The 24,744-nt window shown below is 67.6% G+C and carries 18 protein-coding genes; 10 read left to right on the top strand and 8 right to left on the bottom strand.

The features are described from left to right. Window positions 1-26: 26 nt before the first annotated feature. Together HZY97_RS16655 and HZY97_RS16650 are read right to left on the bottom strand one after the other, a co-directional pair. Entirely contained in the window at window positions 27-1,076 is a 1,050-nt protein-coding gene (locus HZY97_RS16655; protein WP_180146330.1) for a serine hydrolase, read from the bottom strand. Window positions 1,077-1,078: 2 nt separating this feature from the next. Next, the gene (locus HZY97_RS16650; protein WP_180146327.1) at window positions 1,079-1,819 is read right to left on the bottom strand and encodes a GntR family transcriptional regulator; all 741 of its coding nucleotides are present in this window, start codon (window positions 1,817-1,819) and stop codon (window positions 1,079-1,081) included. Between the two features lie 249 nt (window positions 1,820-2,068). Between HZY97_RS16650 and HZY97_RS16645 the strand changes: the two genes are divergently transcribed. The 3 genes from HZY97_RS16645 (at window position 2,069) to HZY97_RS16635 (ending at window position 7,107) form a co-directional block, all read left to right on the top strand. Continuing rightward, complete coding sequence (locus tag HZY97_RS16645; protein WP_180146324.1) at window positions 2,069-4,453, top strand: TonB-dependent receptor; 2,385 nt, start codon at window positions 2,069-2,071, stop codon at window positions 4,451-4,453. A gap of 106 nt (window positions 4,454-4,559) precedes the next feature. Next, complete coding sequence (locus tag HZY97_RS16640; RefSeq protein ID WP_218943127.1) at window positions 4,560-5,837, top strand: MFS transporter; 1,278 nt, start codon at window positions 4,560-4,562, stop codon at window positions 5,835-5,837. Further along, window positions 5,830-7,107, top strand: a complete 1,278-nt coding sequence (locus HZY97_RS16635; RefSeq protein ID WP_180146322.1) for a twin-arginine translocation signal domain-containing protein — start codon at window positions 5,830-5,832, stop codon at window positions 7,105-7,107. Before HZY97_RS16640 ends, HZY97_RS16635 begins: the two co-directional genes overlap by 8 nt. Here the strand turns inward: HZY97_RS16635 and HZY97_RS16630 are convergent. Then, on the bottom strand, window positions 7,104-8,285 hold the full coding sequence (locus HZY97_RS16630; RefSeq protein ID WP_180146319.1) for a hypothetical protein: 1,182 nt from the start codon (window positions 8,283-8,285) through the stop codon (window positions 7,104-7,106). The two genes, HZY97_RS16635 and HZY97_RS16630, sit on opposite strands and share 4 nt — an antisense overlap. Before the next feature lie 140 nt (window positions 8,286-8,425). Here HZY97_RS16630 and HZY97_RS16625 point away from each other — a divergent pair, with 140 nt between their 5' ends. After that, on the top strand, window positions 8,426-8,866 hold the full coding sequence (locus tag HZY97_RS16625; RefSeq protein ID WP_180146316.1) for a hypothetical protein: 441 nt from the start codon (window positions 8,426-8,428) through the stop codon (window positions 8,864-8,866). A 126-nt stretch (window positions 8,867-8,992) separates the two neighbouring features. Here the strand turns inward: HZY97_RS16625 and nagE are convergent, their stop codons facing one another. The 4 genes from nagE to HZY97_RS16605 all read right to left on the bottom strand — a co-directional run bounded on the left by nagE (window position 8,993) and on the right by HZY97_RS16605 (window position 18,277). Beyond that, window positions 8,993-10,705, bottom strand: a complete 1,713-nt coding sequence (nagE, locus tag HZY97_RS16620) for an N-acetylglucosamine-specific PTS transporter subunit IIBC (RefSeq protein WP_180146313.1) — start codon at window positions 10,703-10,705, stop codon at window positions 8,993-8,995. Further along, window positions 10,702-13,146 (bottom strand): phosphoenolpyruvate--protein phosphotransferase, encoded by a 2,445-nt coding sequence (gene ptsP, locus HZY97_RS16615; protein ID WP_180147459.1) that lies wholly within the window; start codon window positions 13,144-13,146, stop codon window positions 10,702-10,704. Before ptsP ends, nagE begins: the two co-directional genes overlap by 4 nt. Before the next feature lie 5 nt (window positions 13,147-13,151). Then, complete coding sequence (locus HZY97_RS16610) at window positions 13,152-15,422, bottom strand: beta-N-acetylhexosaminidase (protein ID WP_373684403.1); 2,271 nt, start codon at window positions 15,420-15,422, stop codon at window positions 13,152-13,154. A 161-nt stretch (window positions 15,423-15,583) separates the two neighbouring features. Continuing rightward, window positions 15,584-18,277: a TonB-dependent receptor gene (locus tag HZY97_RS16605; RefSeq protein WP_180146307.1), complete on the bottom strand. Its 2,694-nt coding sequence runs from the start codon at window positions 18,275-18,277 to the stop codon at window positions 15,584-15,586. A 232-nt stretch (window positions 18,278-18,509) separates the two neighbouring features. Here HZY97_RS16605 and HZY97_RS16600 point away from each other — a divergent pair, with 232 nt between their 5' ends. From HZY97_RS16600 to pdeM, 6 genes are read left to right on the top strand one after another with little or no spacing between them, the layout of a single operon-like run. Then, a complete protein-coding gene (locus HZY97_RS16600; RefSeq protein WP_180146304.1) occupies window positions 18,510-19,253 on the top strand; it encodes a GntR family transcriptional regulator in 744 nt (247 codons plus the stop codon). A 4-nt stretch (window positions 19,254-19,257) separates the two neighbouring features. Beyond that, entirely contained in the window at window positions 19,258-20,286 is a 1,029-nt protein-coding gene (locus HZY97_RS16595) for an SIS domain-containing protein (protein WP_218943125.1), read from the top strand. Further along, window positions 20,283-21,443 (top strand): N-acetylglucosamine-6-phosphate deacetylase, encoded by a 1,161-nt coding sequence (nagA, locus tag HZY97_RS16590; protein ID WP_373684430.1) that lies wholly within the window; start codon window positions 20,283-20,285, stop codon window positions 21,441-21,443. The genes HZY97_RS16595 and nagA overlap by 4 nt, the downstream gene beginning before the upstream one ends. A gap of 9 nt (window positions 21,444-21,452) precedes the next feature. After that, window positions 21,453-22,850, top strand: coding sequence for a M20/M25/M40 family metallo-hydrolase (locus tag HZY97_RS16585; RefSeq protein WP_180146297.1), 1,398 nt, complete (start codon window positions 21,453-21,455; stop codon window positions 22,848-22,850). Window positions 22,851-22,891: 41 nt separating this feature from the next. Then, window positions 22,892-23,326, top strand: a complete 435-nt coding sequence (locus HZY97_RS16580; RefSeq protein ID WP_180146294.1) for a hypothetical protein — start codon at window positions 22,892-22,894, stop codon at window positions 23,324-23,326. A gap of 32 nt (window positions 23,327-23,358) precedes the next feature. Then, a complete protein-coding gene (pdeM, locus tag HZY97_RS16575; RefSeq protein WP_180146291.1) occupies window positions 23,359-24,021 on the top strand; it encodes a ligase-associated DNA damage response endonuclease PdeM in 663 nt (220 codons plus the stop codon). On the opposite strand, the gene HZY97_RS16570 is transcribed toward pdeM, so the two are convergent. Next, on the bottom strand, window positions 24,018-24,722 hold the full coding sequence (locus HZY97_RS16570) for a GIN domain-containing protein (protein WP_180146288.1): 705 nt from the start codon (window positions 24,720-24,722) through the stop codon (window positions 24,018-24,020). The two genes, pdeM and HZY97_RS16570, sit on opposite strands and share 4 nt — an antisense overlap. Window positions 24,723-24,744: the final 22 nt, after the last annotated feature.

Here is a 24,744-nt window from a genome sequence, read left to right as displayed (position 1 = left end):
TGAAATAGGTCGTGCAGCGCCGGCGTTCAGCCGATCACCTTGTTCAGCCGCAGCCAGAGCTGCTGGTCGAAATCCTTGTCGCTCGCGCTGGCGCCGGTGCGCACCACGACGAGCTTCTTGCTCGGCACCACGAACAGCCGGCGGTTGAACGCGCCCAGCGCCGCGACCGTATCGGCCGGCGCGGCGGCGATCAGCGGGCCGTCCTTCTTGTTGCCCATCGCGCCCATCATGTATTCGCCGCCATTGAGCCACCACAGCCGCCCATAGGCCGGGTTGGTTGGCGAGCGCTCGAACATCAGCTTGAGGCTGGCTTCGGAGACGACGCGCTTGCCGCCGTTCGACACGCCGCCATGCAGGATCATCAGCCCGAACAGCGCAGTGTCGCGCGGGGTGGTGACCAGCCCGGTGTCGTTGCCGATGCTGGCGAGCGCGGCCGGGCGCTTGCGCCATGCGGTATTGGCCATGCCGGCCGGCTCGGTCAGCCAGTCATGCGTGATCGTCTCGAGCGGCAGCTTGGCCGCGGCAGCGACGATCTTCTTGGTGATCGCGTAGACCGGCGTGTTGTAGAAGAACTTGGTGGCCGCCGGCGCTTCATAGCCGAACTTCTCGTTCAGCCCCGAGGCCATGTGGAGCACGTCGATCACGCGGATCGCGGCTTCCTGCTCGGGCGATGCCTTGGACCAGCCCGTGCCGATATAGTCCGACACCGGCTTGGTGACGTCGATCAGCCCCTTGTCGATCGCCACGGCGACCAACACCGAGACGAAGCTCTTCTGCTGCGAGGCGACATCCTCGAGCAGCGCGCCGTCGCCGGTCTTGCCATAGACGAACAGCGGGAACTGCGCGTCGCCCTCGGGCGCCGGGAAGTTCTTCTCGACCAGTATCTTGCCGTCCTGGATCACCAGGAAGCCAGTGGTGTTCTGATTGCGCAGATAGTCGAGCAGGCTCGTCATCGCCGCGTCCGCTGCGGTCGCGCTGGGCGTGGGGCCGGGGCGGGCCGGCGCTGCGGGCGCGATCGTCACACCGGCCAGGGCCGCTGCGAGCAACAGTTGCTTGGTGTGCGATCGTGCCTTCATGTTCATCTCCTGTTTGCGGCGGCGCGCTTTTTTATCGGGGGTGCGGGGGCCGGCAGCGGCGCGGCCTCGCGGATGCGGGGGCCGCGCGCGAGCATGATCCGCGCGACTTCGCCCTGCATGAAATAGAGGATCTCGCGCGCGGCCTGGCTCGCCTTGTCGGCATCGCGCGCGACCAAAGCGGCGCGCACCCGGCGCCAATATTCATAGGGGCCGGGGCCGTTCGCATTGAGCGCGAGCGCGGCATAGGAAAAGTGGAAGCGCGTCTTGCGGCGCACCGCCTCGATCATCTTCTGCGCATCGGGGCTGGCCGATTCGGCCATCTCGCTGAAGATCTCCTCGGAGACCTGGATGATCTGCTCGGCCGGCACGCCGCTCGCCGCATCGCTCAGCATCTTGTCGATGTTGACCAGCATGTGGCGGATCGCGGTGTCCGATCCGCGCAGGCAGGCGAAGCGCGCCGCCAGGCCGTAGAGCGCGGCACGCACCTCATACAGGTCGAACACTTCTTCCACGGTGGTGGACGAGACGCGCGCGCCGCGATTTTCCTCGATCTCGATCAGCCCGTCATCGGCGAGCGTGCGCAGCGCGCGGCGGACGATCGAGCGGCCGACGCCGAACTCGGTGCACAGCCGCGCCTCGCGCAGCCACTCGCCGGGGGCCAGTTCGCTTTTCTGGATCTGCAGTCGCAGGGCGTGTGCCAGATCGTCGGCGGTCGGCGACGAACCGGCTGCAGCCGTTTCCACCGAGTCTCCGCCGTGCATATCTGCACCTGATTCCTTGTTGCCACTCAAAGACTTGCCCTCTCACGGAATGGATGCACCTTGCCGATGCTTACCAGTCCTGCACGACCATTTCTATTGCGCCAAGGGGTGCGGAGCAAGCGCTTTGTCAAACCATTGCGCTAGGATTGTCGTACAATCTGGTTGACTCGGTTCCCCGATCGGCGGATGAAAAGGGCAGGCGCCGCAAAAATGCGCGCCATGGGAGGATGCATGCGAGATTTTCTTGCCACCACGGCAACCCTTGCGCTCGTCGTCGCCACGCCCGCCTGGGCGCAGAGCACGACCACCGCTTCTGACAACACCGAAACCGCTTCTGCCCCGCAGGACACCCCGGCCGCCGCCGACGCCAAGCGCCAGGACGACATCATCGTCACCGCGCGCCGCCGCGAGGAGAGCATCCGCGATGTGCCGGGCACGATCAACGCGGTGACCGGCGACCAGCTCGACGCGAAGGGCCCGGTTGCGGGCACCGGCGACATCCTCAGCTCGGTGCCGGGCGTGCGCTTCAACGACGTCGCCAGTGAGAACCTTGCCGAAGTCTCGATCCGCGGATCGGGCACGGCGCGCGCCACCGGCGCGGATTCGGGCGTCGGCCTGTTCGTCAACGGCGCTTATGTCGGCAGCTCGACGCTGGGCGGCCGCAACTTCAAGACGCTCGACTATTTCGACGTGGCGCGGGTGGAATCGCTCGAGGGGCCGCAGGGCGCGCTCTACGGCCGCAACTCCGAATTCGGCGTAGTCAACATCGTCCTCGCCAAGCCGCTGTTCCAGAGCTCGGGCTATGTGCGCGACATGTACACCTTCGGGCTGAACCAGAACCGGTTCTCCGCGGTGGTCAACGAGCCGCTGAGCGACAAGGTCGCGATCCGCGTCGGCGGCGAGATCTATGCGCAGAGCGGCGGCTTCTATTACGACCCCAACCACAAGAAATATTACGACAACACGCATGGCTGGAACGGCCGCGCGCAGATCCGTTACCGCTCGGGCGATCTCGACGTGAACCTGCTCGTCGACGGGCAGGACCTGAGCCTGCCGAGCTTCGTCAACAGCCTGGTGATCGCGCCCGGCACCAACACGGCGGTGCCGCTCGGCTATTACCAGTCGCGCTACACGCTGCCGCATGACGGCAAGGACGGGCTGGTCCAGAAGGTCGGCCGCACGATGCTGACCGCGGCCTATGATTTCGGCTGGGCCAAGCTCGAATCGACGACGATGGCGACCCGCTGGCGCTCGGGCCAGTTCTACGGCGCGGCGATCGACTTCGCGACGCTCCAGGGAATGCGCCAGAAGGGCGAGCTCGGCATCTATCCGTTCACCCAGGTCCACACCAACGTTGTCGATCGCACGCTCTATCAGGACCTGCACCTGACCGGCACCGGCGCGGGCGGCAAGCTCAACTGGATCGTCGGCGGCGAGGGCCTGTACCAGAATGACGATTACCGCCTGGCGATCAACTCCTCGCCCTGCGCCTTCACGCTGGTCAGCCAGGGCATCTGCACCGGCACGCCGACCGACCGGGTCTGCCTCAAGCCGCTGCCGACCTCGGCCAATTGCCCGGCGGTGCCGGCAGGCATTTACGGCACCGACAGCTATACCAAGCAGCGCATCTATTCGCTCGCGGCCTATGCCTCGGTGACCTACCAGCTCGGCGCGCTGTCGCTGACCGGCGAAGCGCGCATCTCGCACGACTACAAGACCGCGACGCAGTTCATCTACGCGCTCTACACCACCACCTACACCAAGGTGCCGACGACCTTCGTCTTCAAGAAGGAGCAGCCGGCCTTCACTGCCACCGCGAGCTACAAGATCCCGGGGGCGACCGGCACGCTGATCTACGCCAAGGTCGGCACCGGCTACCGCGCGGGCGGCGTCAACAACGGCTCGGCCAATGCGGCAGCGCCCAACCCGTTCATGTACACCTACGACAACGAGACCACGATCGGCTATGAAGCCGGCGTGAAGTCGACGGTGACCAAGGGCGTGTTCGTCCGTCTCTCGGCCTATCTGTCGCGCACCAAGGACGCGATCACCAGCATCAACGATGGCTGCACGCTGACCAATGCCTGCCTTTCGGGCGGCCAGCAGTTCAACATCAATGGCGGCACGATCGAAGCCAAGGGCCTCGAAGCCGCGCTCGACGGGCGCTGGAAGCTGGCAGGCGGCATGTTCTCGCTGAGCGCGAACGCCGCCACCCAGCGCGCACATTTCGTCAAGGTGCCCGCCGGCGTGACCGGCCTGCCGGTGCTCGACAGCTCGGTGGCGCAGATCCCCGACTGGACGATGTCGGCCAGCGTCGATTACCGTCACCCGATCAGCGACAAGTCGAACGTCTTCGTCAACTTCAGCTATCAGGGCCAGCGCGGCGGCATCCAGGATACCGTCACCGCCACGATCCCCGCGATCAACATGACCGACTTCGACATGTTCGGCGCGCGTGCGGGCTTCAACTTCGGCAAGGTCCAGATCGCCGGCTTCGTCCGCAACCTCACCGACACCCAGATCCAGGTGCTCAAGTTCATGTCGGCGGGCTACCCGCTCTCGGTGCGCTACAACAAGCCGCGCACCATGGGCGTGAGCATGTCGACCCGCTGGTAACATCCGGGGCGGGCAATCCATCTCCGCCTTGCCTTTGCTGCCGGCTTCGCTTCCTCTTTCGCGAAGCCGGCAGTTTTCTTTATGGACGCCAGCCGGGAGAGCCGATTTGGCCACGCAGCAAGAGACGACGACCAAGCCCAGCCTGCGCATCGCCGCAATGGCGTCCGCGGGCGCGTCGATCGAATGGTATGACTTCTTCATCTACGGCACTGCGGCCGCGCTGGTTTTCCCCAAGCTGTTCTTCCCGCCCGACCTGCCGCCGTTCATCGCGCAGATCGCGGCCTTCTCCACCTTTGCCGTCGGCTTCATCGCCCGCCCGATCGGCGGCATGCTCTTCGGCCACTTCGGCGACCTCCATGGCCGCAAACAGGCACTCGTCGTCGCGATGCTCGTCATGGGCGCGGCGACCACGCTGATCGGCCTGCTGCCGAGCTACGCCGTCGCGGGCAGCCTCGCGCCGCTGATGCTGGTGGTGCTGCGCTTCGTCCAGGGCCTTGCCGTCGGCGGCCAATGGGGCGGCGCCGCCTTGCTCGCGATCGAAAGCGCGCCGGCCAACAAACAGGGTTTTTACGGCAGCTTCGTCCAGGTCGGCGTGCCCTTGGGCGTCGTGCTCGCCAACACCGTCTTCCTCATCGCCAGCAGCCTGATCGATTCCCAGGCCTTCCTCGCCTGGGGCTGGCGGATCGGCTTCCTGCTGAGCGTCTCGCTGATCCTGGTCGGCATCATCATGCACCGCACCGTCTCCGAACCCGAGGGCGACGCGGCGCCCAAGGAAGAGGCGCCGTCCTCGCCCCTGTGGCAGGTGCTCAGCAAGCACGGCCTGACCGTGCTCATCGCCGGCGGCGCGTTCATCGCCAACAATGTCTGCTTCTACATCGCGATCACCTATGCCGTGGCCTATGGCACCGCGACGATCGGCGTGCCGCGCGAGACGATGCTGTTCGCGGTGATGATCGGCAGCCTGGCGATGATGCCGGCGCTGATCCTGTGCGGCGCGCTCTCCGACAATTTCGGTCGCAAGCCGATCTTCGTGATGGGCGCGATCCTCTCGGGCATCTGGGCGTTCGCGGTCTTCCCGCTGATCGAAACCGCCTCGCCGGCGCTGATCACGCTGGCGATCACCGTCGCCTTGTTCTTCGTCAGCATGATGTATGGTCCCCAGGCGGCCCTGTTCGCCGAGCTCTTCCCCAAGGAAGTCCGCTATTCGGGCGCCTCGCTCGGCTATCAGATCGGCACCGTCGCCGGCGGCGGCTTCGCCCCGATCATCGCGACCGCGCTCTTCGCGCATTACGGCGCCAGCGCCCCGATCTCGGTCTATCTCGCCGCAACCTGCGTGATATCGATGGTCTGCGTGTTGTTGCTCGGGAGAAAGCGTCATGCCTAGCCGTCGAGGGTTCCTGGCCGGCAGCGCCGCGCTTCCCGCCAGCGCTGCGCTGGCCAAGGTCCCCGAGGACCCGGTCGCCCGGGTCGCCGCCGATCTCGAGCACTATATCGGCTTCGGCAGCAAGCAGGCCGGCGGCCCCGGCGACACCGCCTGCGGCGCCTGGCTCACCGCCGAGATCGAGAAGCTCGGCTTCAAGGTCGAGCAGCAGCCGGTCTCCGTCCCCTATTTCCTCCCCGAGCGCGCGGACCTGCGGTGCGGCGATGCCAAGGCGAGCGTCTGGCCCCAGCCGATCGTCGTCCCCACCCCCGCAGAAGGCATAACCGGCCCGCTCGTCCGCATCGACGGCGCCGGCCGTCCCGCCGGGCCTCTCGCCGAGGCAGTGGCCCTGCTCGAGCTCCCCTATGCCCGCTGGTCGACCACAATCGCCAGGCCGGTGCGCGAGCCGATCACCGCGGCCTTCGCCGCCGGCGCCAAGGCAGTCGTCGTCATCACCAACGGCCCCACCGGCAAGGTGATCGCGCTCAACGCCGATGGTCGCAAGCCGATGTTCGCCGGCCCCGTCGCCCTGCTCGCCCCCGCCGACGCCGGCCCCTTCCTTGCCGCCGCGATTGCAGCCACCCCGGCGACGCTTACCGTCACCGGCGAGAATGGCCGCCGCCCCGCGAGCAACTTCATCGGCCGCCTCGACCGCGGCAAGAAAAGCTGGCTCGCCGTCTCCACGCCGCGTTCGGGCTGGACGACCTGCGCCGGCGAGCGCGGCGGCGGCATCGCGGCCTGGCTGTGGCTCGCGCGCTGGGCGAGCAAGGCCGTGCCGCAGCACAACCTCGCCTTCATCTGCAACACCGGCCACGAATATGAAAATCTCGGCGCCGCCGAAGCCTTGAAGGCCACCGCCCCCAAGCCCGCCGACACCCATTTCTGGCTCCACCTCGGCGCCAATGTCGCCTCGCAGGAATGGCACGACCTCACCGGCCAGGTCCTGCCCAGCGTCGACACCCAGCGCTTCCTCTCGGTCAGCCCCGCGCTGCTCCCGCTCGCCCGCGCGCTCTTCGCCGGCCATGTCGGGTTCGAGGCACCCTATTCGAGCGACAAGCTCTCGGCCGGCGAGCAGATCGAGATCCTTGCCGCGGGCTATCCCAGCGTCGCCGCGATCTTCGGCCTCCACCGCTATCATCATGTCCAGGGCGACGATGCCCGCTGCGTCTCCGCCGCCAATGTCGCCAGGGCGGCCGCGCAGTTCCAGACGCTGATCGAGCGCGTGACGCGCTAGTCCATCCCGAACGACCAGGCATGGCCGAACTGGATGTAGAAGACGAAGCCCTGCGGGCCATAGGCAAAGTCGAGCCCGGCATCGAGCCCGAGCTTGCGCGCAATCCGGTAGCGAAAGCCCGCCCCGCCCGTGAAGATCGCGCCTGAATCCTTGTAGACCCGCCGATCCCCGCCATCGGTCGCGCCGACGCCGCCGAACGCGAGCAGCGACCAGCGCGGGCTCAGCTGGCGGGTGATCTCCAGCTCGGAGCTCGCCATGTTCATCCCCTGATAGCGCCCGCTTTGCACGCCGCGCAGATCGATCGACGGCGCGAAATAGGCGGGGAAGTCGCCGCGTATCGCCTTCATCTCGAGCTTCTGGCCGACCCGCCATTTGTCGCCGAGCTTGTCGAATGAATAGCTCTCGATTGCATAGAGCGTGTAATCGCGGTCGCTGCCGAACGCCCCGCGATTGAATTTGGCCTGCATATACGCATCGGTCCCGCGCGTCGGCGTCATCGGGTTGTCGCGGTCGTCGAAATGAAAGCCGAGGCCGAGCGCACCGGTATGCAGCGTGCGATTGAACGCGCCCGCGAACTTGTCAGGTACGTTCGGCCCCAGATCGAGCTCGGACCTGAGCTTGCGAAAGTCGAACAGCGGCCCAGCCGAGAAGCGCCTGTCCTTGAAGTGCCACATCGCCGAGCCGAGCACGCCATAGTCATAATGGTTGGTGTATTCGATCCCGTTCGGCGCGAAGCCCGGATAGGTGGTGAGCGTGATCTTCCCGCGCCCCACCGCGATCTTGTAGTCGAGCCGCCCGTCGAACAGATAGCCGCCGCGAAAGGCGCCATAGCCGTACGAGCCGTTGCCGGTCTTGAACGCGGCCACTGCGGTCTTGGTGATCTGGCGCGGATTGTCCGGATCCTTTTTGAGGAACGCCGCCGCGACGCCGAACCCGCCATCCACTGCCGGCTCGGTGATGATGATCGGCACCGGGATGAAGCCGCCCTTGGCGAGCACGTTCGAAAAGTCGAACTTGCCGTCCTCCTCGTCCTTGAACTTCGCAAGGAAGCCCTTGTGCTGGGGCGCCGCCTCGGCCTCGGGCTCAGCTTGTTCCGCCTCGGGCGCCGGCGCCTCCTGCGCGAACGCGGGCGCGGTGGCAAAGCCCAGCACGGCCAGCATGATACAGCTTCTGCGCATCGCCTTTCCTTCACCTGACCGGCTCAGGGCTAGGGGAGCGCACCCATGCGGGCCATCGGGGGCAATCCCGTTTTCGGCCGGTGCGAAACCCGGGAACAGCAGCGCGTCGCCGTCAGTTCTGCCGTGCGGAGGTTGCTATGATGACGGCGGCACATAAGGGATTGATCGTCTGCGGCGCAGTGGCGCTGCTCGGCGGCGGACTGGCCGGCATGGGCCTCGGCAATTATGCCCAGTCCGGCGCGTTCGAATTCTACAAGAACACGCCGCCGCCCGGCACCGACAGCGCCTATGTCGCGACCGCGGACAGCGCTGGCTATTACCCGATCAGCCGCGCCGCCGTGACGCCGCCTGCCTATCCCGAGAACCCCTCTCCGCCGCATCTGACCATCGCCCGCCCCGCCGAGCCGGCGGACTATCAGCGCGCCGCCGCGGTCGACGTCGCGCCACTGCCGCCGCTGGAAGAACCGGCCGCGCTGCCCGAACCCGAGCCGATGATCGCCCCCCAGCGCGGCTCGTGGAGCGCGCCGGAAGCCGAGGCCGAAGCCCCCGCCGAGACGACGCCCGGCGATACGGCGTCCTAACACCCTCTCCCCCCTGGGGAGAGGGTGGCGAGGCGAAGCCGAAGCCGGGAGAGGGGCAGCGCGATACACCCTCGACAGCCCCCTCTCCCCAACCCTCTCCCCGGAGGGGAGAGGGAGAAGAAGGCGCTAGCCCAGCAGTTCGGCCTTCAACTGCGCCCCCAGCGCTTCGGCCCCCGCACCCACGATCAGATGCAGCCGGTTCCCCGACACACTCGCCGTACGCACCGCCCCGCCAAACGCCGCCAGATCCACCGCCGCCGGATCCTCGACATCGATCAGCACCCGCGTCGCATTGGCAGCAACCCCGCGCACCTTGGCCGCCCCAAGCGCCGCCCGGATCGCACCGGTATCGCCGCCCGCCATCGGCGCCGCTGCAACCACCGCAGCCACCGGCGCCGCAGCCCCCGCGCCCACTGCGACACGCACTTCCGCCGCCACCTGGTCGGCGATCGGCCCCAGCACCACCTGCAACCCGCCGCCCTGCAGCTTGATCACGCCGCGCGCGCCGAGCGCCTTCAATCGCGCCTCGTCGGCCTTGAGATTGTCGACCAGCACCAGCCGCAGCCGCGTCGTACAGGCATCGACCGAGCGGACATTCGCCGCCCCGCCCAGCGCCAGCGCAATCGCCGTGCCGCGGTCACCGGCCTCAACCTCGGCCGAAGCACCTTCCTCAATCGGCTCGCGCCCCGGCGTCTTCAGGTTGAACCTGCGGATGCACCAGCTGAAGGTGAAGTAATAGATCGCGGCATAGGCCAGCCCGACGGGCACCAGCAGCAGCGGCTTGGTCGCCAGCCCGTAGTTCAGCACATAGTCGAACAGCCCAGCCGAGAAGCCGAAGCCGAGCTTCACGCCGAGCAGGTCCATCACGACCATCGCCAGGCCGGTGAGCACCGCATGGATCAGATAGAGCACCGGTGCGAGGAAGATGAAGCTGAACTCGATCGGCTCGGTCACGCCGGTGAGCAGCGAGGTCAGCGCCAGCGACAACAACAGGCCGCCGACGGCCTTGCGCCGCTCGGGCAGCGCATTGCGGTACATCGCCAGGCACGCCGCGGGCAGGCCGAACATCATCACCGGGAAGAAGCCGGCCATGAACGATCCCGCCGTCGGGTCGCCCGCGAAGAAGCGCTTGATGTCGCCGGTCGCGCCGTGGAAGTCGCCGAGCAGGAACCAGGCGATATTGTTGATGATGTGGTGCAGCCCGGTGATCAGCAGCAGCCGGTTGAGCAGCCCGTAGAGAAACAGCCCGAGCGGCCCGGCGCCGAGCACCCAGCGGCTGAGCGCATCGATCCCGGTCTCGATCCACGGAAAGCCGAGCCCGAAGGCCGCGGCGAAGACGAGACCCGCCAGCCCCGAGACGATCGGCACGAAGCGCCGCCCGCCGAAGAAGGAGAGATAGTCGGGCAGCTTGATCGCGTGGAAGCGATTATAGAGCATCCCCGCGACGATGCCCGCGCTGATGCCCACCGGCACGCTGAGCTTCGAGATTTCCTTGGCGCGATATGCCGCCTGCTCGAGCGTGGTCGCCGAGACGAGGTCGGGCGGCAAGTGCAGCAGCACCTTGGCGCCCTCGGTCGCGACCAGATAGGTCACCACGCCGGCGAGCGACGCCGCGCCGTGATTCTCCTTGGCGAGCCCCACCGCGACGCCCGCCGCGAACAACAGGCCGAGATTCGAGAAGATCGCATCGCCCGCCGCCGCGATGAACGGGATGTCGAGCATGTCGGCCTGGCCGAGGCGGAGCAGCAGTGCCGCGATCGGCAGCACTGCGATCGGCAGCATCAGCGCACGGCCGAGCGGCTGCGCCTTGGAGAGCAGGGCGGAGGGACTGAAGCTCATGCGTGCGCTTCCATGGCTAGAGCGCGGACTTCGGCCGCGGATTGGGCGTCGCAGGCGCGTTCGGCGAGCGCCTTGCACGCCGCCATGTCGAACCGCGCGACCGCGGCCTTGACGCCGGGCACCTGCGCGGGCGTCGCCGAAAGCTCGGTGATGCCCAGCCCGATCAGGATCGGCGCGGCGAGCGGATCGGACGCAAGCCCGCCGCACATGCCGGCCCAGCGGCCAGCCTCGGCAGCACCCTTGCCGACTTCACGGACGAGCCGCAGCACCGCCGGGTGCATCGCATCGATCCGTGACGACACGCTCGCATTCCCGCGATCGGCGGCCAGTGTGTACTGGGTCAAATCGTTGGTGCCGATCGACAGGAAGTCGGCTTCCTGCGCGATCTGTCCTGCGAGCATCGCCGCGGCCGGCGTCTCGATCATCACGCCGAGCGGGATGCGCCCGGTCACGCCAAGCTCTGCAGACACTTCGTCCAGCAAAACTCGCACGGGCCGGTAATCGCCGAGATCGGCGACCATCGGCAGCATGATCCGGCACTGCGCCGCGGGCACTGCGCGCAGGATCGCGCGCAGCTGGATGCGCATCAGGTCGGGCCGCGCCAGCGTCAGCCGGACACCGCGGAGACCAAGCGCCGGGTTCTCCTCGCGGTCCATCGGCAGATACGGCACCGGCTTGTCGCCGCCGATGTCGAGCGTGCGCACGATCAGCGGGCGCTCGCCCAGCGTGGCGGCGATCGCCGAATAGGTCTCGCGCTGCTCCTCCTCGGTCGGCGCGGTTGCGCGCTCGAGGAACAGGAATTCGGTGCGCAGCAGACCGCAGCCCTCCGCCCCGGCGCTCACCGCGGCGGCGGCATCGGCGACCGAGCCGAGATTGGCGAAGACTTCGATCCGCACCCCGTCCGCAGTGTGTGCGGAACGTTGCGCAGCGGCCAGTTCGCGGTCGCGGCGTTCGCGCTGCGCGGAAAGCCGCGTGCTCGCCTCGGCCAGTGCATCGGCGTCGGGGTCGACGCTCAGCGTGCCCCTGTCGGCGTCGAGGATCACCGGCGTGCCATCGGCGATCGCCAGCACGGCGTCGCCCGCGGCGACCAGCATCGGCACGCCTGCCGAGGCGGCGAGGATCGCGACATGCGAGGTCGGCCCGCCCTGCGCAGTGACGATGCCGGCGAGGCGCGCAGTGTCGAGGCTGAGGAACTGCGAGGGCAGCAGATCCTCGCCGAACAGGATCGCGCCCTTGGGCAGCACCGGCGCGGCGGGGGCGGTCGCCCCGATCAGCCGGCCGATCACCTGGCGTTCGAGATCGGTCAGGTCGGCGATCCGCTCGATCAGCAGCGCGTCGCCGGTGGCGCGCAGCGCAGCCGCGGCCTCGGCAGTGGCGGCGCGCCAGGCGAACCCGGCGCTGCGCCCCTCGGCGATATGACGCGCGGCGGTGGCGGCGAGCTCGGGATCGGCGAGCAGCGCGCGGTGCGCCTCGGCGATCTCGGCGGCCGTACCGTGCGCGCCGTCGAGGCTGGTGGCGGTGTCCGCCAGTGCTCTGGACAGTCCGGCCTGCTCGGCGGCGACCCCATTGCCGTCGGTCGGCACGTCGAGATCGGCGCTGCGCAGCTGAAAGGCCTGGCCGATGGCGAGTCCGGGCGCGGCGCGCACCGGTCCCGTATTGCTCACGACGGGTTTGGACGCGGATGCGTGCGCCGTCTCATGAAAATTGGCGAGGATCAGGTCGGCCACGGCGTCGACCGCCGCCTGCGCATCGCCGCCCCGCGCGACGATCCGCACTTCGTCATCCTTGCCCGCGCCCAGCCCCAGCAGCGCAATCGTGCTGCGCGCATTGGCGCTACGATCGGCGGCATGAATCGTCACTTCGGCAAGGAACGGACGGAGCGCCGCGACGATGCGCGCAGCGGGGCGCGCATGGATGCCATTGGCCGCGGTGACCCGCAATTTACGCTCGGCGCCAACATCCGAGACCAAAGCGTCCACAACCGTCGCACCGCTACGCGAAACCCGCCCGACAACCGCCCCCGCCGCGACCGAACGGGCGAGCGAATCCAGCGCGAGGGTGTAACCTTCGCTCGCAATGATGACTGTAGTGATCAGAGCCCTGGCCGCCGTGGCAATGGCATCGAGGTCGAAGGCGATCAGCACATCGCCCGCCTCGACCCGGTCTCCCGCAGCCACCCTGGCGTCGAAGCCCCGGCCCGCCAGCGCCACCGTCTCCAGCCCGATATGGAGCAGCAGCTCGGCACCGTTGTCGAGCCTTAGCGTCACCGCATGCCTGCTCTCGGGCACGTTGATCACCGCGCCCGCCGCCGGCGCGCGCAGCACGCCTTCGACCGGGTCGATGGCGAAGCCATCCCCCATCATCCGCTCGGCGAACACCGCGTCGGGCACGTCTTCCAGCGGCGCCAGCCAGCCCGCAAACGGAGCGACCAGCGTAATCACGTCGTTCAAGGGACCAGCTCCACCGATTCCAGCGCCCACATCGGGTTCACGCCATTGGCGGCATAATCGATGCAGATATTCTCATTGCCCTGCCGCAGCGGCAGCGGCGCGAGCAGCCGGGTCAGGCCCGGATTGCCCACCGCCGCGGCGAGCGGCAGCGTCGCCAGGATCGGCCCGGTGCAGGTGCCGGCATGGACCCGGAACTCGCCCGCGGGCGTCGCCGCCGGCGGGATCTTCACATGGTCGATGTCCTTGCCGAGCTGGAAGTTGAACGGGATCTGCCCGACGGTCAGCGCCACTGCCTTCACCCCGCCGGTGGGAGCATCATTCCACTGCCAGCAGGGCTGGAAGATATCGACGAGGAAGGTCGCGCGCTTGCCCTCGGCGGGATAGTCATCCTCGATGCCGAGCACGACCTTGCCGGCGCAGGTCTTGATGTCCTCGTCGGTGCGGGTGCGCACCGCGCGGCCGTCGATCATCCGGTCGATCGCGGCACTGGCGCTGCTCGCTTCGAGGAAGCTGGCGGCGCGCAGGCGCGTCGGCAATTTGAGGCTCAGCGGCCCCGCATAGAGCGGCGAGCGCGCGGTCACCGGCGTGCCGTCGGTCGTGTAACGCATCGGCAGGCCTGACTGATTCTCGAGGCTGACCGACACGGTCTTCGCCCCGGCGCGATAGTCGAGCTTGGGATGGACTTCAAAGGCGCTGGTCGCCGCGTTGAGCCCCAGCGGCTTCATCCGGTTGATCTGCGGCACGAGGCGCGTGACGAACTCGTCAAAGTTGCGCCCCTCCGGCTTCGACCAGCCGATCTCGGCAATCGCGTTGGCGCGCGGGAACATCGCCCAGGCGGCACGCGCATCGGTGCGCATCCGCTCGGACCAGAGATTGCCCTGGACGCCCAGCACATGATGCTGCTGCTCCGCCGGGATCTGATCGACCGGATTATAGCCATAGACTTGGCGGAGATCGATCAGCGTGCCGCGCGCCGGCGGCTCGTTCGGGCCCCAGCCTTGGCGATTGTCGAGATAGAGGATCGGCGACGGGCTCATCACCGCGTCATGCCCCTTCTTCGCCGCCTCGATCCCGCCCTTGATCCCGCGCCACGACGTGATCGTCGCATCGGCGGGCACGTCATCGCCCTCGAGGATCTCGTCCCAGCCGATCAGCTTGCGGTTATGCGCCTGCAGATAGGTGGCGATACGGTGGATGAACCACGCCTGCAGCGCGGTCTCGTCCTTGAGGCCGAGCGCCTTCATCTTCGCCTGGATGACCGGCGAGGCCTTCCACTGGTCCTTGGTCGCCTCGTCCCCGCCGACATGGATATATTTGGACGGGAAGAGCTCCATCACTTCGCCGAGCACATCCTCAAGGAAGCCGAAGGTCTTGTCGTCGACATTGTAGAGCCATGGGAAGATGCCCGCATCGCTCTCGATCCCCACCGGCACCGGCTGCGCGCTGGCGAGCTCGGGATAGGCGCGGATCGCCGCGAAGGCGTGACCGGGCATCTCGATCTCGGGAACGATAGTGATTCCGCGCTTTGCGGCATAGGCGACGATCTCGCGGATCTCGGCCTGGGTGTAGAAGCCGCCCATCTTGGGCAGCTTCGGCGCGCCCGGCGCCACCGCCGGGTAGCGCCAGCCCGAAACGCTGGTCAGCCTGGGATATTTCTTGATCTCGATCCGCCAGCCCTGATCGTCGACCAGGTGCCAGTGGAGCGTGTTGAGCTTGTTGACCGCCATCCAGTCGATCAGCTGGCGAACATAGGCGGGCGAGCGGAAGTTGCGCGCGACATCGAGCATCACGCCGCGCCAGCCGAAGCGCGGCGCGTCGTTGATCGCCAAGCCCGGGATCGTCACCGCGCCGGTGCCGCTCGCCTGGGTGGCGGTCTGCCAGAAGGTCACGGCGCCATAGAGCAGCCCGTTATCGTCGCCCGCAGTGATCGTCGCGCCGTTCGCGCCGATCTCAAGGCGGTAGCTCTCGGCCTTGCCGGTGTTGGCGCGGACGAAGCGGATCGCGGGATGCGGCGAAGCGGCGACGGTGCGCAGCGTCAGCCCGCGCGAGAGCTTGAGCAACTCGACCAGCCGGTCTGCGGCGGTGCGGGCGCCGGCGTCACCCGCGGGAACCAGCACCGGCGTCGCCGTGGTCAGCGCGAAATGGCCCGGGGCGGGCTGCATCTCAGCGGGGACCGGGAGCAGGCGCGGCAGCTGCTGCGCAGAGGCGGGAACGGCCGTGGCCAGGGCGGCAACGGCGGCGAGGATGGCGAGACGGATGGAGATCACGCTTGGGGCTCCCGGCTTGGATTCCGCGAGCTTAGGCGGCTTCGCGGTCCAGGCAATCGCGGCATGCCCATCGGGCATGCGCCGCAGATAAGAAAAAGGGGCGGCGGGTGGTGCGATCGCTCGTCCATCCGCCGCCCCAGTGCACTACACCAGGTTGGAAATCAGAAGTTCACGTTGACGGTCGCCATCAGCTTGCGGCCGTTCTTGTACGCGCCGCGCGGCAGCTGCGGCGTGTTGGCGTAAGCGTAATATTGGCTGTCGGTCAGGTTCATGCCCGCCAGGGTGAGCCCGACTTCCTTGGTAAAGTTCCAGGTCGCCGAAACATCCACATTCGCGGCGTCGCGGACGTACATCTTGTCGCCGCGATCGATGCCGGTGAAGTACTTCGAGCGCCAGGTATAGGTTGCGCGCAGCGCCACCGGGCCGCTCTCGAAGAACGGGCTCAGGCTGGCCTGGTGCCGCGAGTTGTAGGGCAGGTCGGCGCCAGTGCTCGCGCTGCCGTCGGAGTAGGTATAGTTGGCGAGCAGGCCGAGACCGAAGGGCAGGCTCTGCTGATACGCGATGGCAAAGCCCTTCACCTCGGCCGAGCCGGCATTGAACGGGCGCGCGATCTGATAGGTCGTCACCATGTTCTGCGAGGTGTTGAAGTGCTGCTCGGGCGCGGTCTGCGTCAGGATGTAGTTGCTGATGTCCTTGTAGAACACTTCACCCGACAGGATCGCCCGCGGCGCCAGATACCATTCGAGCGACGCGTTGAAGTTGTTCGACTTGTAGGGCTTCAGATCCGGATTGCCGCCGCCGCCGGTGAGGATCTGGTCGGAGAGCCAGAAATAATTGGTCTCGTCGGCATAGTTCGGGCGGGCGATCACCTGCGCAGCGGCGAAGCGGAACACGAGGTCCTTCTTCACATCGGCGATGATGTTCACGCTCGGCAGGACGTTGTCGTAGCTGGTCTTGGTCGTCTGCCACACCCAGTCGGGCTGGGTGGAGCACAGCGCACCAGGCTTGCAGACATAGCCCGCGCTGTCGGTCGACGTATGGACATAGCGCACGCCGAAATTGCCGCGGAAGCCGCCGGCGTCGAAGTTCGCCTGGGCGTAGAAGGCGTGGATCTGCTCCTTGATGTTCCAGTTGCCCGCGGTGAACTCAGCCGCGGCGAACTTGGACGGAGTCGGCAGGTTCGGACGGCCCTGCACATAGTTCACCATCGAGTCGCCGTTGATGATGAAGCGGCCGGCCATCTGGTCGTTGATGCCGTCGAAGCCCGAGAGATAATTGCCGGCCACGGTGCGGGTGTCGAAAGCGCTCGCCGGCTGGGCGAAGCCGTTGGCACCAGCCAGCGCGACGCCTTCATATACTTCGCCGGTTTCATGCTGGCGGTACTTGTAGCCGAGCTGGATGCGCTTCAGGACACCGTCGAACTTCAGGCCGAAGTCCGCCTGTGCATAGCGCTCCTTGTCGGTGGTCGGCTTGTCGACCAGGTTGCCGCTCCAGCCCGGATCGGTGACGAACGCCGCCGGATTGCCGAGCACGTTGGTGGTGTAGCTGATCGAGCCGGGCTTGTTCGGTGCGCCGCTGATATCGACGGTGTAGTTCGCCCAGTTGAGGAACTCGAGGAACACCTGCTTCTTGGTGCCGCCGTCCGCGTCGGACACGCCGCCCTCGACGTTCAGGTCCCAGTTCACGTCGTTCCAGCCGACCTGGCCGTGGAAGGTCTGCGAGTGCATCTCGGCAACGCGGTACTGCGCGTCGAGCACCGAGAGCGCGTTGTTGAAGGTCGCCGACTTGACGATGCCGTCCTGCACGGTCAGCCCGGTCAGGCGGCCCGCGCTGTTCCAGACATTGCCCGGGAAGGCGTACATCGACTGGTTGAGATTGTCATAGGTCGCGTCGATGCGCAGCCAGTCGGCGGTGATCGTCAGTTCCTCGACCGGCTTCCACTGCGCAGTCGCCGAATAGGTCAGGCGCTCGCGGTCCTGCGAAAAATAGGACGTGCCGAATGCGTTCGGGAACTTGGCGTTCGGGTTCGCCGCCAGCGTGGTGGCGCAGGTGCCGGTGCAAAGGCCGGTATAGGTGCGGCCCGCCACCGGGGTCGCCGGTGCGGCGAGCGAGCTGGTGTTCGCGTCGTTCGCGCCGTTCCAGAAGTTCGCGCTAATCGTGCCATAGGCTTCGAGGCCATCGCGGCGCAGCTGGTCCTTGGCGCGCTGGAACGAGGCGAGGACGCCGAAAGTGCCGCTGTCATTGTGCCAGCTGACCAGCGCCGAGCCCTGGACGTCGCCCTTCTTCGAACGATCGACATAGAGATAGCTGAGCGATCCCGCGACGACGAGCGGCTTCAGGTCGAGCGGCTTGCGGGTCAGCACGTTGACGGTGCCGCCGATCGAGCCTTCGTCGATGCGCGGCTCGGGCGACTTGTAGACGTCGACGCGGTTGACGAGCTGCGGCGCGAGCAGCGCGTAGTTGAAGGTGCGGCCCGGATTGTCGAGGATGAACCAGTCGGCCGAGGCGACGGTCTGGCCGTTCAGCAGCGTGCGGTTCAGCGCCGGATCGGTGCCGAGGATCGAGACCTTCTCGCCCTGGCCGAACTGGCGGTCGACGGTGACGCCCGGAACCAGCGTCAGCGCTTCGGCGACGTTGGTGTTCGGGAACTTGCCGACGTCTTCGGCCGAGACCGAGTCGATGATCGCATCGGCCTTGCGCTTGGCGTCGATCGACTGGGCAAGCGATGCGCGGAAGCCGGTGACGACGATCTCGCCGTCATCTGCCGCCGGCGGCGTAGTATCTTGTGCATGTGCGGCACCGCTGAGCAGCGCCATGGCACTGGCCGTGCCGATAAGAAATCCCCGGATCCCCATGTCTCATCCCCTTGGTCAGAATGACTTGAACTTCTGATTTTTAATTCGTTGTGGCGCGCAACTAGCAGACCAGTCGCATACCAATAAGCGAACCATTCCTTAGAGTGGGCGGCCCGTCAAGACGGATTCTTACACCGAGGTTACAGACCAGCGTAATTTTTTTGCTGACATGTGGTATGTTATTGGTACTAGTGTTGCATCCGGCACACAGCCGGCCGATTATGGGGAACCGATGCCACTGCTGGCGCAAAAGATCAGGCCGCTCGATGGAGCAGGCAGGGGGCCGCTTTACCGGCAGCTCGAAACCGCGTTGCGCGAAGCGCTGCGGGACAACCTGCTCAAGCCCAACGAAGCGCTCCCCGCCGAGCGTGACCTGGCTGCCGATCTCTCGGTTTCGCGAATCACGCTGCGCAAGGCGATCGACAAGCTGGTCGACGAAGGCCTGCTGGTCCGCCGCCACGGCGCCGGCACCTTCGTCGCGGGCCGAGTCGAGAAGCAGTTCGCCAAGCTCTCCTCCTTCTCGGAAGACATGGCCTCGCGCGGGCGCACGGTGCGCAGCGAGTGGCTGATTCGCGAGGCGGGCATCGTCACCGGCGAGGAATCGCTGACCTTCGGCCTGAGCCCCGGCACTGCCGTCTATCGCTTCCACCGCATCCGCTATGCCGACGACGTGCCGATGGCGCTCGAATTCGCGATCATCCCCGGCTTCGGCCTGCCCAGCCTCGATATGGTCGATTCGTCGCTCTATGCCGCGCTCGAAGCGACCGGCAACCGCCCGGTCCGCGCGCTCCAGCGGCTGCGCGCCGCGCTGTGCGATGCCGAGCGCGCCGCACTGCTCGGCGTCGAAGTCGGCGCACCGGTGCTCTATATCGAGCGCCGCGGCTTCCTGGCCGATGGCCGGGTGATCGAAGCGACGACCAGCTGGTATCGCGGCGACGCCTATGACTTCGTCGCCGAACTCGACATGCGGGGCTGAACCAATGACCCCTGAATCGACCAAGATGTTCGCCGAGGCAGGCGAGGCCGGCGCCGCCGTCCGCCGGCAGCTCGACCAAAACGCGGCAGTGGTACGCGAATTGGGCGCCCAATTGCGCACCACTCGCCCGCGCGGCGTGCTGACCTGCGCGCGCGGCAGTTCGGACCATGCCGCCACCTTCGGCCGCTATCTGATCGAGACCCGGCTCGGGCTGCTGACCACTTCGGTCTCCCCCTCGGTCGCATCGGTCTACGGCGTCGAGACCGATTATTCGGACATGCTCGCGCTCGGCATCTCGCAATCGGGCAAGAGCCCCGACATCCTCGCGGCGATGCGCGCCGCCAAGGACAGCGGCGCGCGCACCGTGGCGATGGTCAATGTCGAGGATTCGCCGCTCGCGACCGAATCGGACGCGCTGGTGCCGCTCAAGGCAGGGCCCGAGATCAGCGTCGCCGCGACCAAGTCGTACATCGCCGCGCTCGCCGCGCAGCTCCACCTGGTCAGCGAATGGGCCGAGGACGCTGCGCTCAAGACCGGCCTCGCCGCGCTGCCCGACCTGCTCGAAGCGGCCTGGGCCGCTGACTGGTCGCCTCTGGTCGAGCGGCTGCACGGCGCGCGCGGACTCTATGTGATTGGCCGGGGCATGGGCTTCGGCATCGCGCAGGAGGCCGCACTCAAGTTCAAGGAGACCTGCGGGCTCCATGCCGAGGCGTTCAGTGCCGCGGAAGTCCGCCACGGCCCAATGGCGCTCGTCGGTCCCGACTTCCCGCTGCTCGTCTTCCGCCAGGACGACGCGACCGCCGACGGCGTCGACGATCTGGTATCGGACGTGCTCGCGCGCGGCGGCGAAGTGCTGGTGAGCGGCGGCCAGGTGCCCGGCGCGATCCATCTGCCGCATCCGGCCGCAGGCCCGGCGATCGAACCGATCCTGCAGATCCAGGCTTTCTACCGCGCCGCCAACGCGCTCTCGATCGCGCGCGGCTTCGATCCCGATCGGCCGCCGTCGCTCGCCAAGGTGACCGAGACGATCTGATGCAGGCGCTGATTCCCGACCGCGCGCTGGTGGACGGCGCGCTGCAACCCGGCGTCGCCGTGCTGATCGATGGCGGCCGCATCGCCGGCATTGCTTCGGCCGATTCGCTCCCCGCAGGCGCCGCGCAACAGCGCCTGCCCGGCACGCTCGTCCCCGGCTTCATCGATACCCAGGTGAATGGCGGCGGCGGCGTGCTGTTCAACGACGAGCCGACCGTCGCCGGCATCGCCGCGATCGGCGCCGCGCATCGCCGCTTCGGTACCACCGGCTTCCTGCCGACGCTGATCAGCGACGATCTCGACGTGATTCGCCGCGCAGTGATCGCCGTCGATGCCGCGATCGAAGCCGGCATTCCCGGCGTGCTCGGCATCCATATCGAGGGCCCGTTCCTCAACGTCGACCGCAAGGGCATCCATTCCGCCGACAAGATCCGCCCGCTCGATGCCGAGGGTATCGCGGCGCTGACCGGCCTCAGGCGCGGCCGCACTTTGGTGACGCTCGCCCCCGAACGCGTCGCGATCGCCGATATAGAGCAGCTCGTCGCCGCCGGCGTGGTGGTCGCGGCGGGGCATACCAATGCGCGCTATGCCCAGGCCAAGGCGGCAGTCGCGGCGGGGATGCGCGGCGTCACCCATCTGTTCAACGCAATGTCGCCGCTCGGCTCGCGCGAGCCCGGCATGGTCGGCGCCTCGCTCGATTCGGACGAGCTGGTCTGCGGGCTGATCGTCGACGGCCATCATGTCAGCCCGGCCACGCTGCGCCTCGCGCTGCGCTGCAAGCCCGCCAGCGGCTTCATGCTGGTCACCGACGCGATGCCCTCGGTCGGCTCGGATGCGGGCGACTTCATGCTCCAGGGCCGCCACATCATCGTCAAGGACGGCGCCTGCCGCAGCGATGACGGCACGCTCGCCGGATCGCATCTCGATATGGCGGCGGCGGTGCGTAACGCCGTCTCGATGCTCGGCGTGTCCCTCGCAACCGCAGTGGAAATGGCGAGCGCCAGCCCCGCCGCACTGATGGGGCTGAGCGACTCGCACGGTCGCATCGCCCCGGGTCAGGCGGCGGACCTGGTGCTGCTCGACGATGCGGGTCAGGTCGCCGCGACCTGGATCGGCGGAGAAGAGGAGCGGGTTGCCCCGGCGCTGGCGGAAGCGTAGCCCGTCGGCATGACCGACTCCACCAAGGCGCTCGACTATGTCGAAGCGCATCTCGACGACAGTTTGGACCGACTTTTCGCGCTGATGCGCGTGCCCTCGGTCTCGACCGATCCTGCCTATGCCGACCAGTGCCAGCACGCCGCGACCTTGCTGTCCGACGAGCTGAACGGCCTGGGCTTCACTGCGCGCGTCGCGCAGACGCCCGGCCACCCGATGGTCGTCGCGCATCACGACGGTGATGGTCCGCACATCCTGTTCTACGGCCATTACGACGTGCAGCCGGTCGATCCGCTCAATCTGTGGAAGCGCGACCCCTTCGATCCGGTGATCGAGACGCGCGGTGATGGCGCCAAGCAGATCGTCGGCCGCGGCGCTTCGGACGACAAGGGCCAGCTGCGCACCTTCGTCGAGGCCTGCCGCGCCTGGAAGGAAACCGAGGGCCGGCTTCCGTGCAAGGTCACGATCCTGTTCGAAGGCGAAGAAGAATCGGGCTCGAAGAGCCTCGAGCCCTTCCTCCACGCCAATGCCGAAGAGCTGAAGGCCGATTTCGCGCTGATCTGCGACACGCTGATGTGGGACACCGAGACGCCGGGCCTCACCATTGGTCTCCGCGGCATGGCCGCCGGCCAGGTGACGGTGCGCGCGGCGTCGCGCGACCTGCACTCCGGCCTGTATGGCGGCGCGGCGCGCAACCCGATCCAGCTGCTCTGCTCGATCCTAGGCGAGATGAAGGATGCCGATGGCCGGGTGACGCTCGACGGCTTTTATGACGGCGTGCCCGCGCTCGACCCTGCCGTCCGCGCGAGCTGGGACGCGCTCGGCTTCGACGCCGGCGAATTCCTCGGCGAGATCGGCCTGAGCGTGCCCGCCGGCGAGAAGGGCCATGACGTGCTCGAGCAGATCTGGTCGCGCCCCACTGCCGAGGTCAACGGCATCTGGGGCGGGTACACCGGCGAAGGCTTCAAGACGGTGATCCCTGCCGAGGCGCACGCCAAGGTCAGCTTCCGCCTGACCGGCAACCAGAACCCCGAGAAGATCTGGGCCTCGTTCGAGGAACATGTCCGCAGCCGCCTGCCCGCCGATTGCTCGGTCGAGTTCACCGGGCGCGGCCCTGGCAGCCCGGCAGTCACCGTCTCCAGCGACAGTCCGCCGCTCGAAGCGACGCGCGCGGCGCTCGACGCCGAATGGGGCAAGGCCGCGCTGATCGGCTGCGGCGGCGGCATCCCCGTCGTCACGTCGATCTCGAAGATCCTCGGCATGGACACCGTGCTGGTCGGCTTCGCGCTGACCGACGACAATATCCATTCTCCCAACGAAAAATACGATCTGAAGAGCTTCCACAAGGGCATCCGCTCCTGGGTTCGAATCCTCGCAAAGATCGGCGAAATGGCGAAGGTCCCGGCCTGAACCCGCTGGCCCGAATCGCCCGCCTGGGGTAGATTCGGGCCATGGGGAACGGGGCACGATTCACGCTGTTGATGCTCGGCTGCGCGGCGCTGGCGGCGTGCAAGGCCGATGCGCCCACGCCGGTGCAAAAGGCCGAGGCGAGCGAGCCCGCCGCGCCCGCGCCCACCGCTGCGGTCAATGCGCCGCTCCATGACTGGCTGGTCGGCAGTTGGTCGTTCGAGTCGAGCTGCGCGAGCGACTTCATCGCGCATTACGGCGCCGATGGTGCACTGGATAACAGTGGCGAGATTGGCGGCTGGACGCTGGCGGGCAACACGATCACCGAGACGATCCGCGAGCGCTATGACAGCGCCGAGAGCGACGGCGCGCAAAAGGTGAACCCGCCCGAGACGCGTGATTACACGGTCGAGCGCACCGATCAGGATCACGGCACGATCACCTATCAGGGCCGCAAGGTGCCGATGCTGCGCTGTTGACGGCGGGCCCCGCGCGGACGATAGCGGAACGCATGGTTCCCCTTTCGTTCGCCGGCCACGAGTTGATGGCGCTGCCCGAGGGCGCGCTCTACTGGCCGGCGCGCAGGGCATTGCTGGTCGCCGACCTTCATTTCGAGAAGGGCAGCTGGTTCGCCCAGCGCGGGCAGATGCTGCCGCCCTATGATTCGATCGCGACGCTCCATGCCGTGTCGGCGCTGGCCGAGCGGACCGAGGCGCGCGAGCTCTGGTGCCTCGGCGACAGCTTTCACGATTCGAAAGGCTGCGAGCGGCTGCCGGCGGATGCGCGCGCACTGCTCACCGACCTCACCACCCGGCTCGACTGGCGCTGGATCACCGGCAATCATGACAGCCTGCTGGTCGATCATTGCGGCGGCACGATCCTTGAAGAAGCCGAAGTCGACGGCCTGATCCTGCGCCACGAAGCCGAGCCCGGCGATCCCCGCCCCGAGCTGTCGGGCCATTTCCACCCCAAGCTGCGGCTGCGCATCCGCGGGCGGCAAGTGGCACGGCGCTGCTTCGTCGCCTCCTCGACCAAGCTGATCCTGCCCGCGTTCGGCGCGCTTACCGGCGGGCTCGACGCGCATCATCCCGAGATCATGCGTGCCATGGGCCGCAGCGCGCAGGCGCTGGTCGCGCTTGAGGACCGGCTGCTGCGCTTTCCGCTGGCGGCCTAGTCCGCGCGGAGCGCCTCGATATTGGCGCACTCGACCGGCCCCTGCCCGACCACCGCGCATTTGCCGTTGCCGATCACGCGGACCGGGCCGCTCGACGTCGCGCTGACCTGCGAATTGTAGCGCACGCCCACCGTCAGCGCCCCGCTGCTGCCCGAGACGAGCACGGCGTCGGCGCTGGTCAGCTTCTCGGCATCGAGGCTGGTGCTGCCGTAGAGGCGAACGCGCAAATGGAGCACGGCACCGGCCAGCGCGATCGCGCCGCCGCCAGCCATCGTCACGCTCAGTTCCTGCGCATCGACCTTGGCGACGTCGATCCGGCCGCTGCCGTTGAGCGACACGTCGATCCGGTTGCCGACGAGTGCCGCGACCTTCATCACCGTGCCACCATTGGTCTGCACCACGCGCAGCCCGGGTACCGAGACGCGGATGCGCGCACCGCTCGCCGCCTTGCCCGCCGATGTCTGCCAGCCAGCCGTGCCGGCATTGATCGCCAGCGTGCCCGCCTCGACGCGCACGCCCACCCGGTCGATCGCGGCGCGGTCGCCGCTGATCGTCACGCCCGGCGAACCGGGGACGACTTCCACCGTGAAAGGCCCGTCGACGCGCAGCCGGTCGAAGCCGGTGACCATCACCACGCGCTCGTCGCCGGGCGCGGCGGCACCGAGAAGCAGCAGGAGCGGAGTGAGGGCAAGCCGGTGCATCGGCCTACCCTCGCGCCACTTC

The sequence above is a fragment of the Sphingomonas sp. R-74633 genome, assembly GCF_013416555.1.
Taxonomy (GTDB): domain Bacteria; phylum Pseudomonadota; class Alphaproteobacteria; order Sphingomonadales; family Sphingomonadaceae; genus Sphingomonas.
This window is presented reverse-complemented; position numbering and strand designations above follow the sequence as displayed.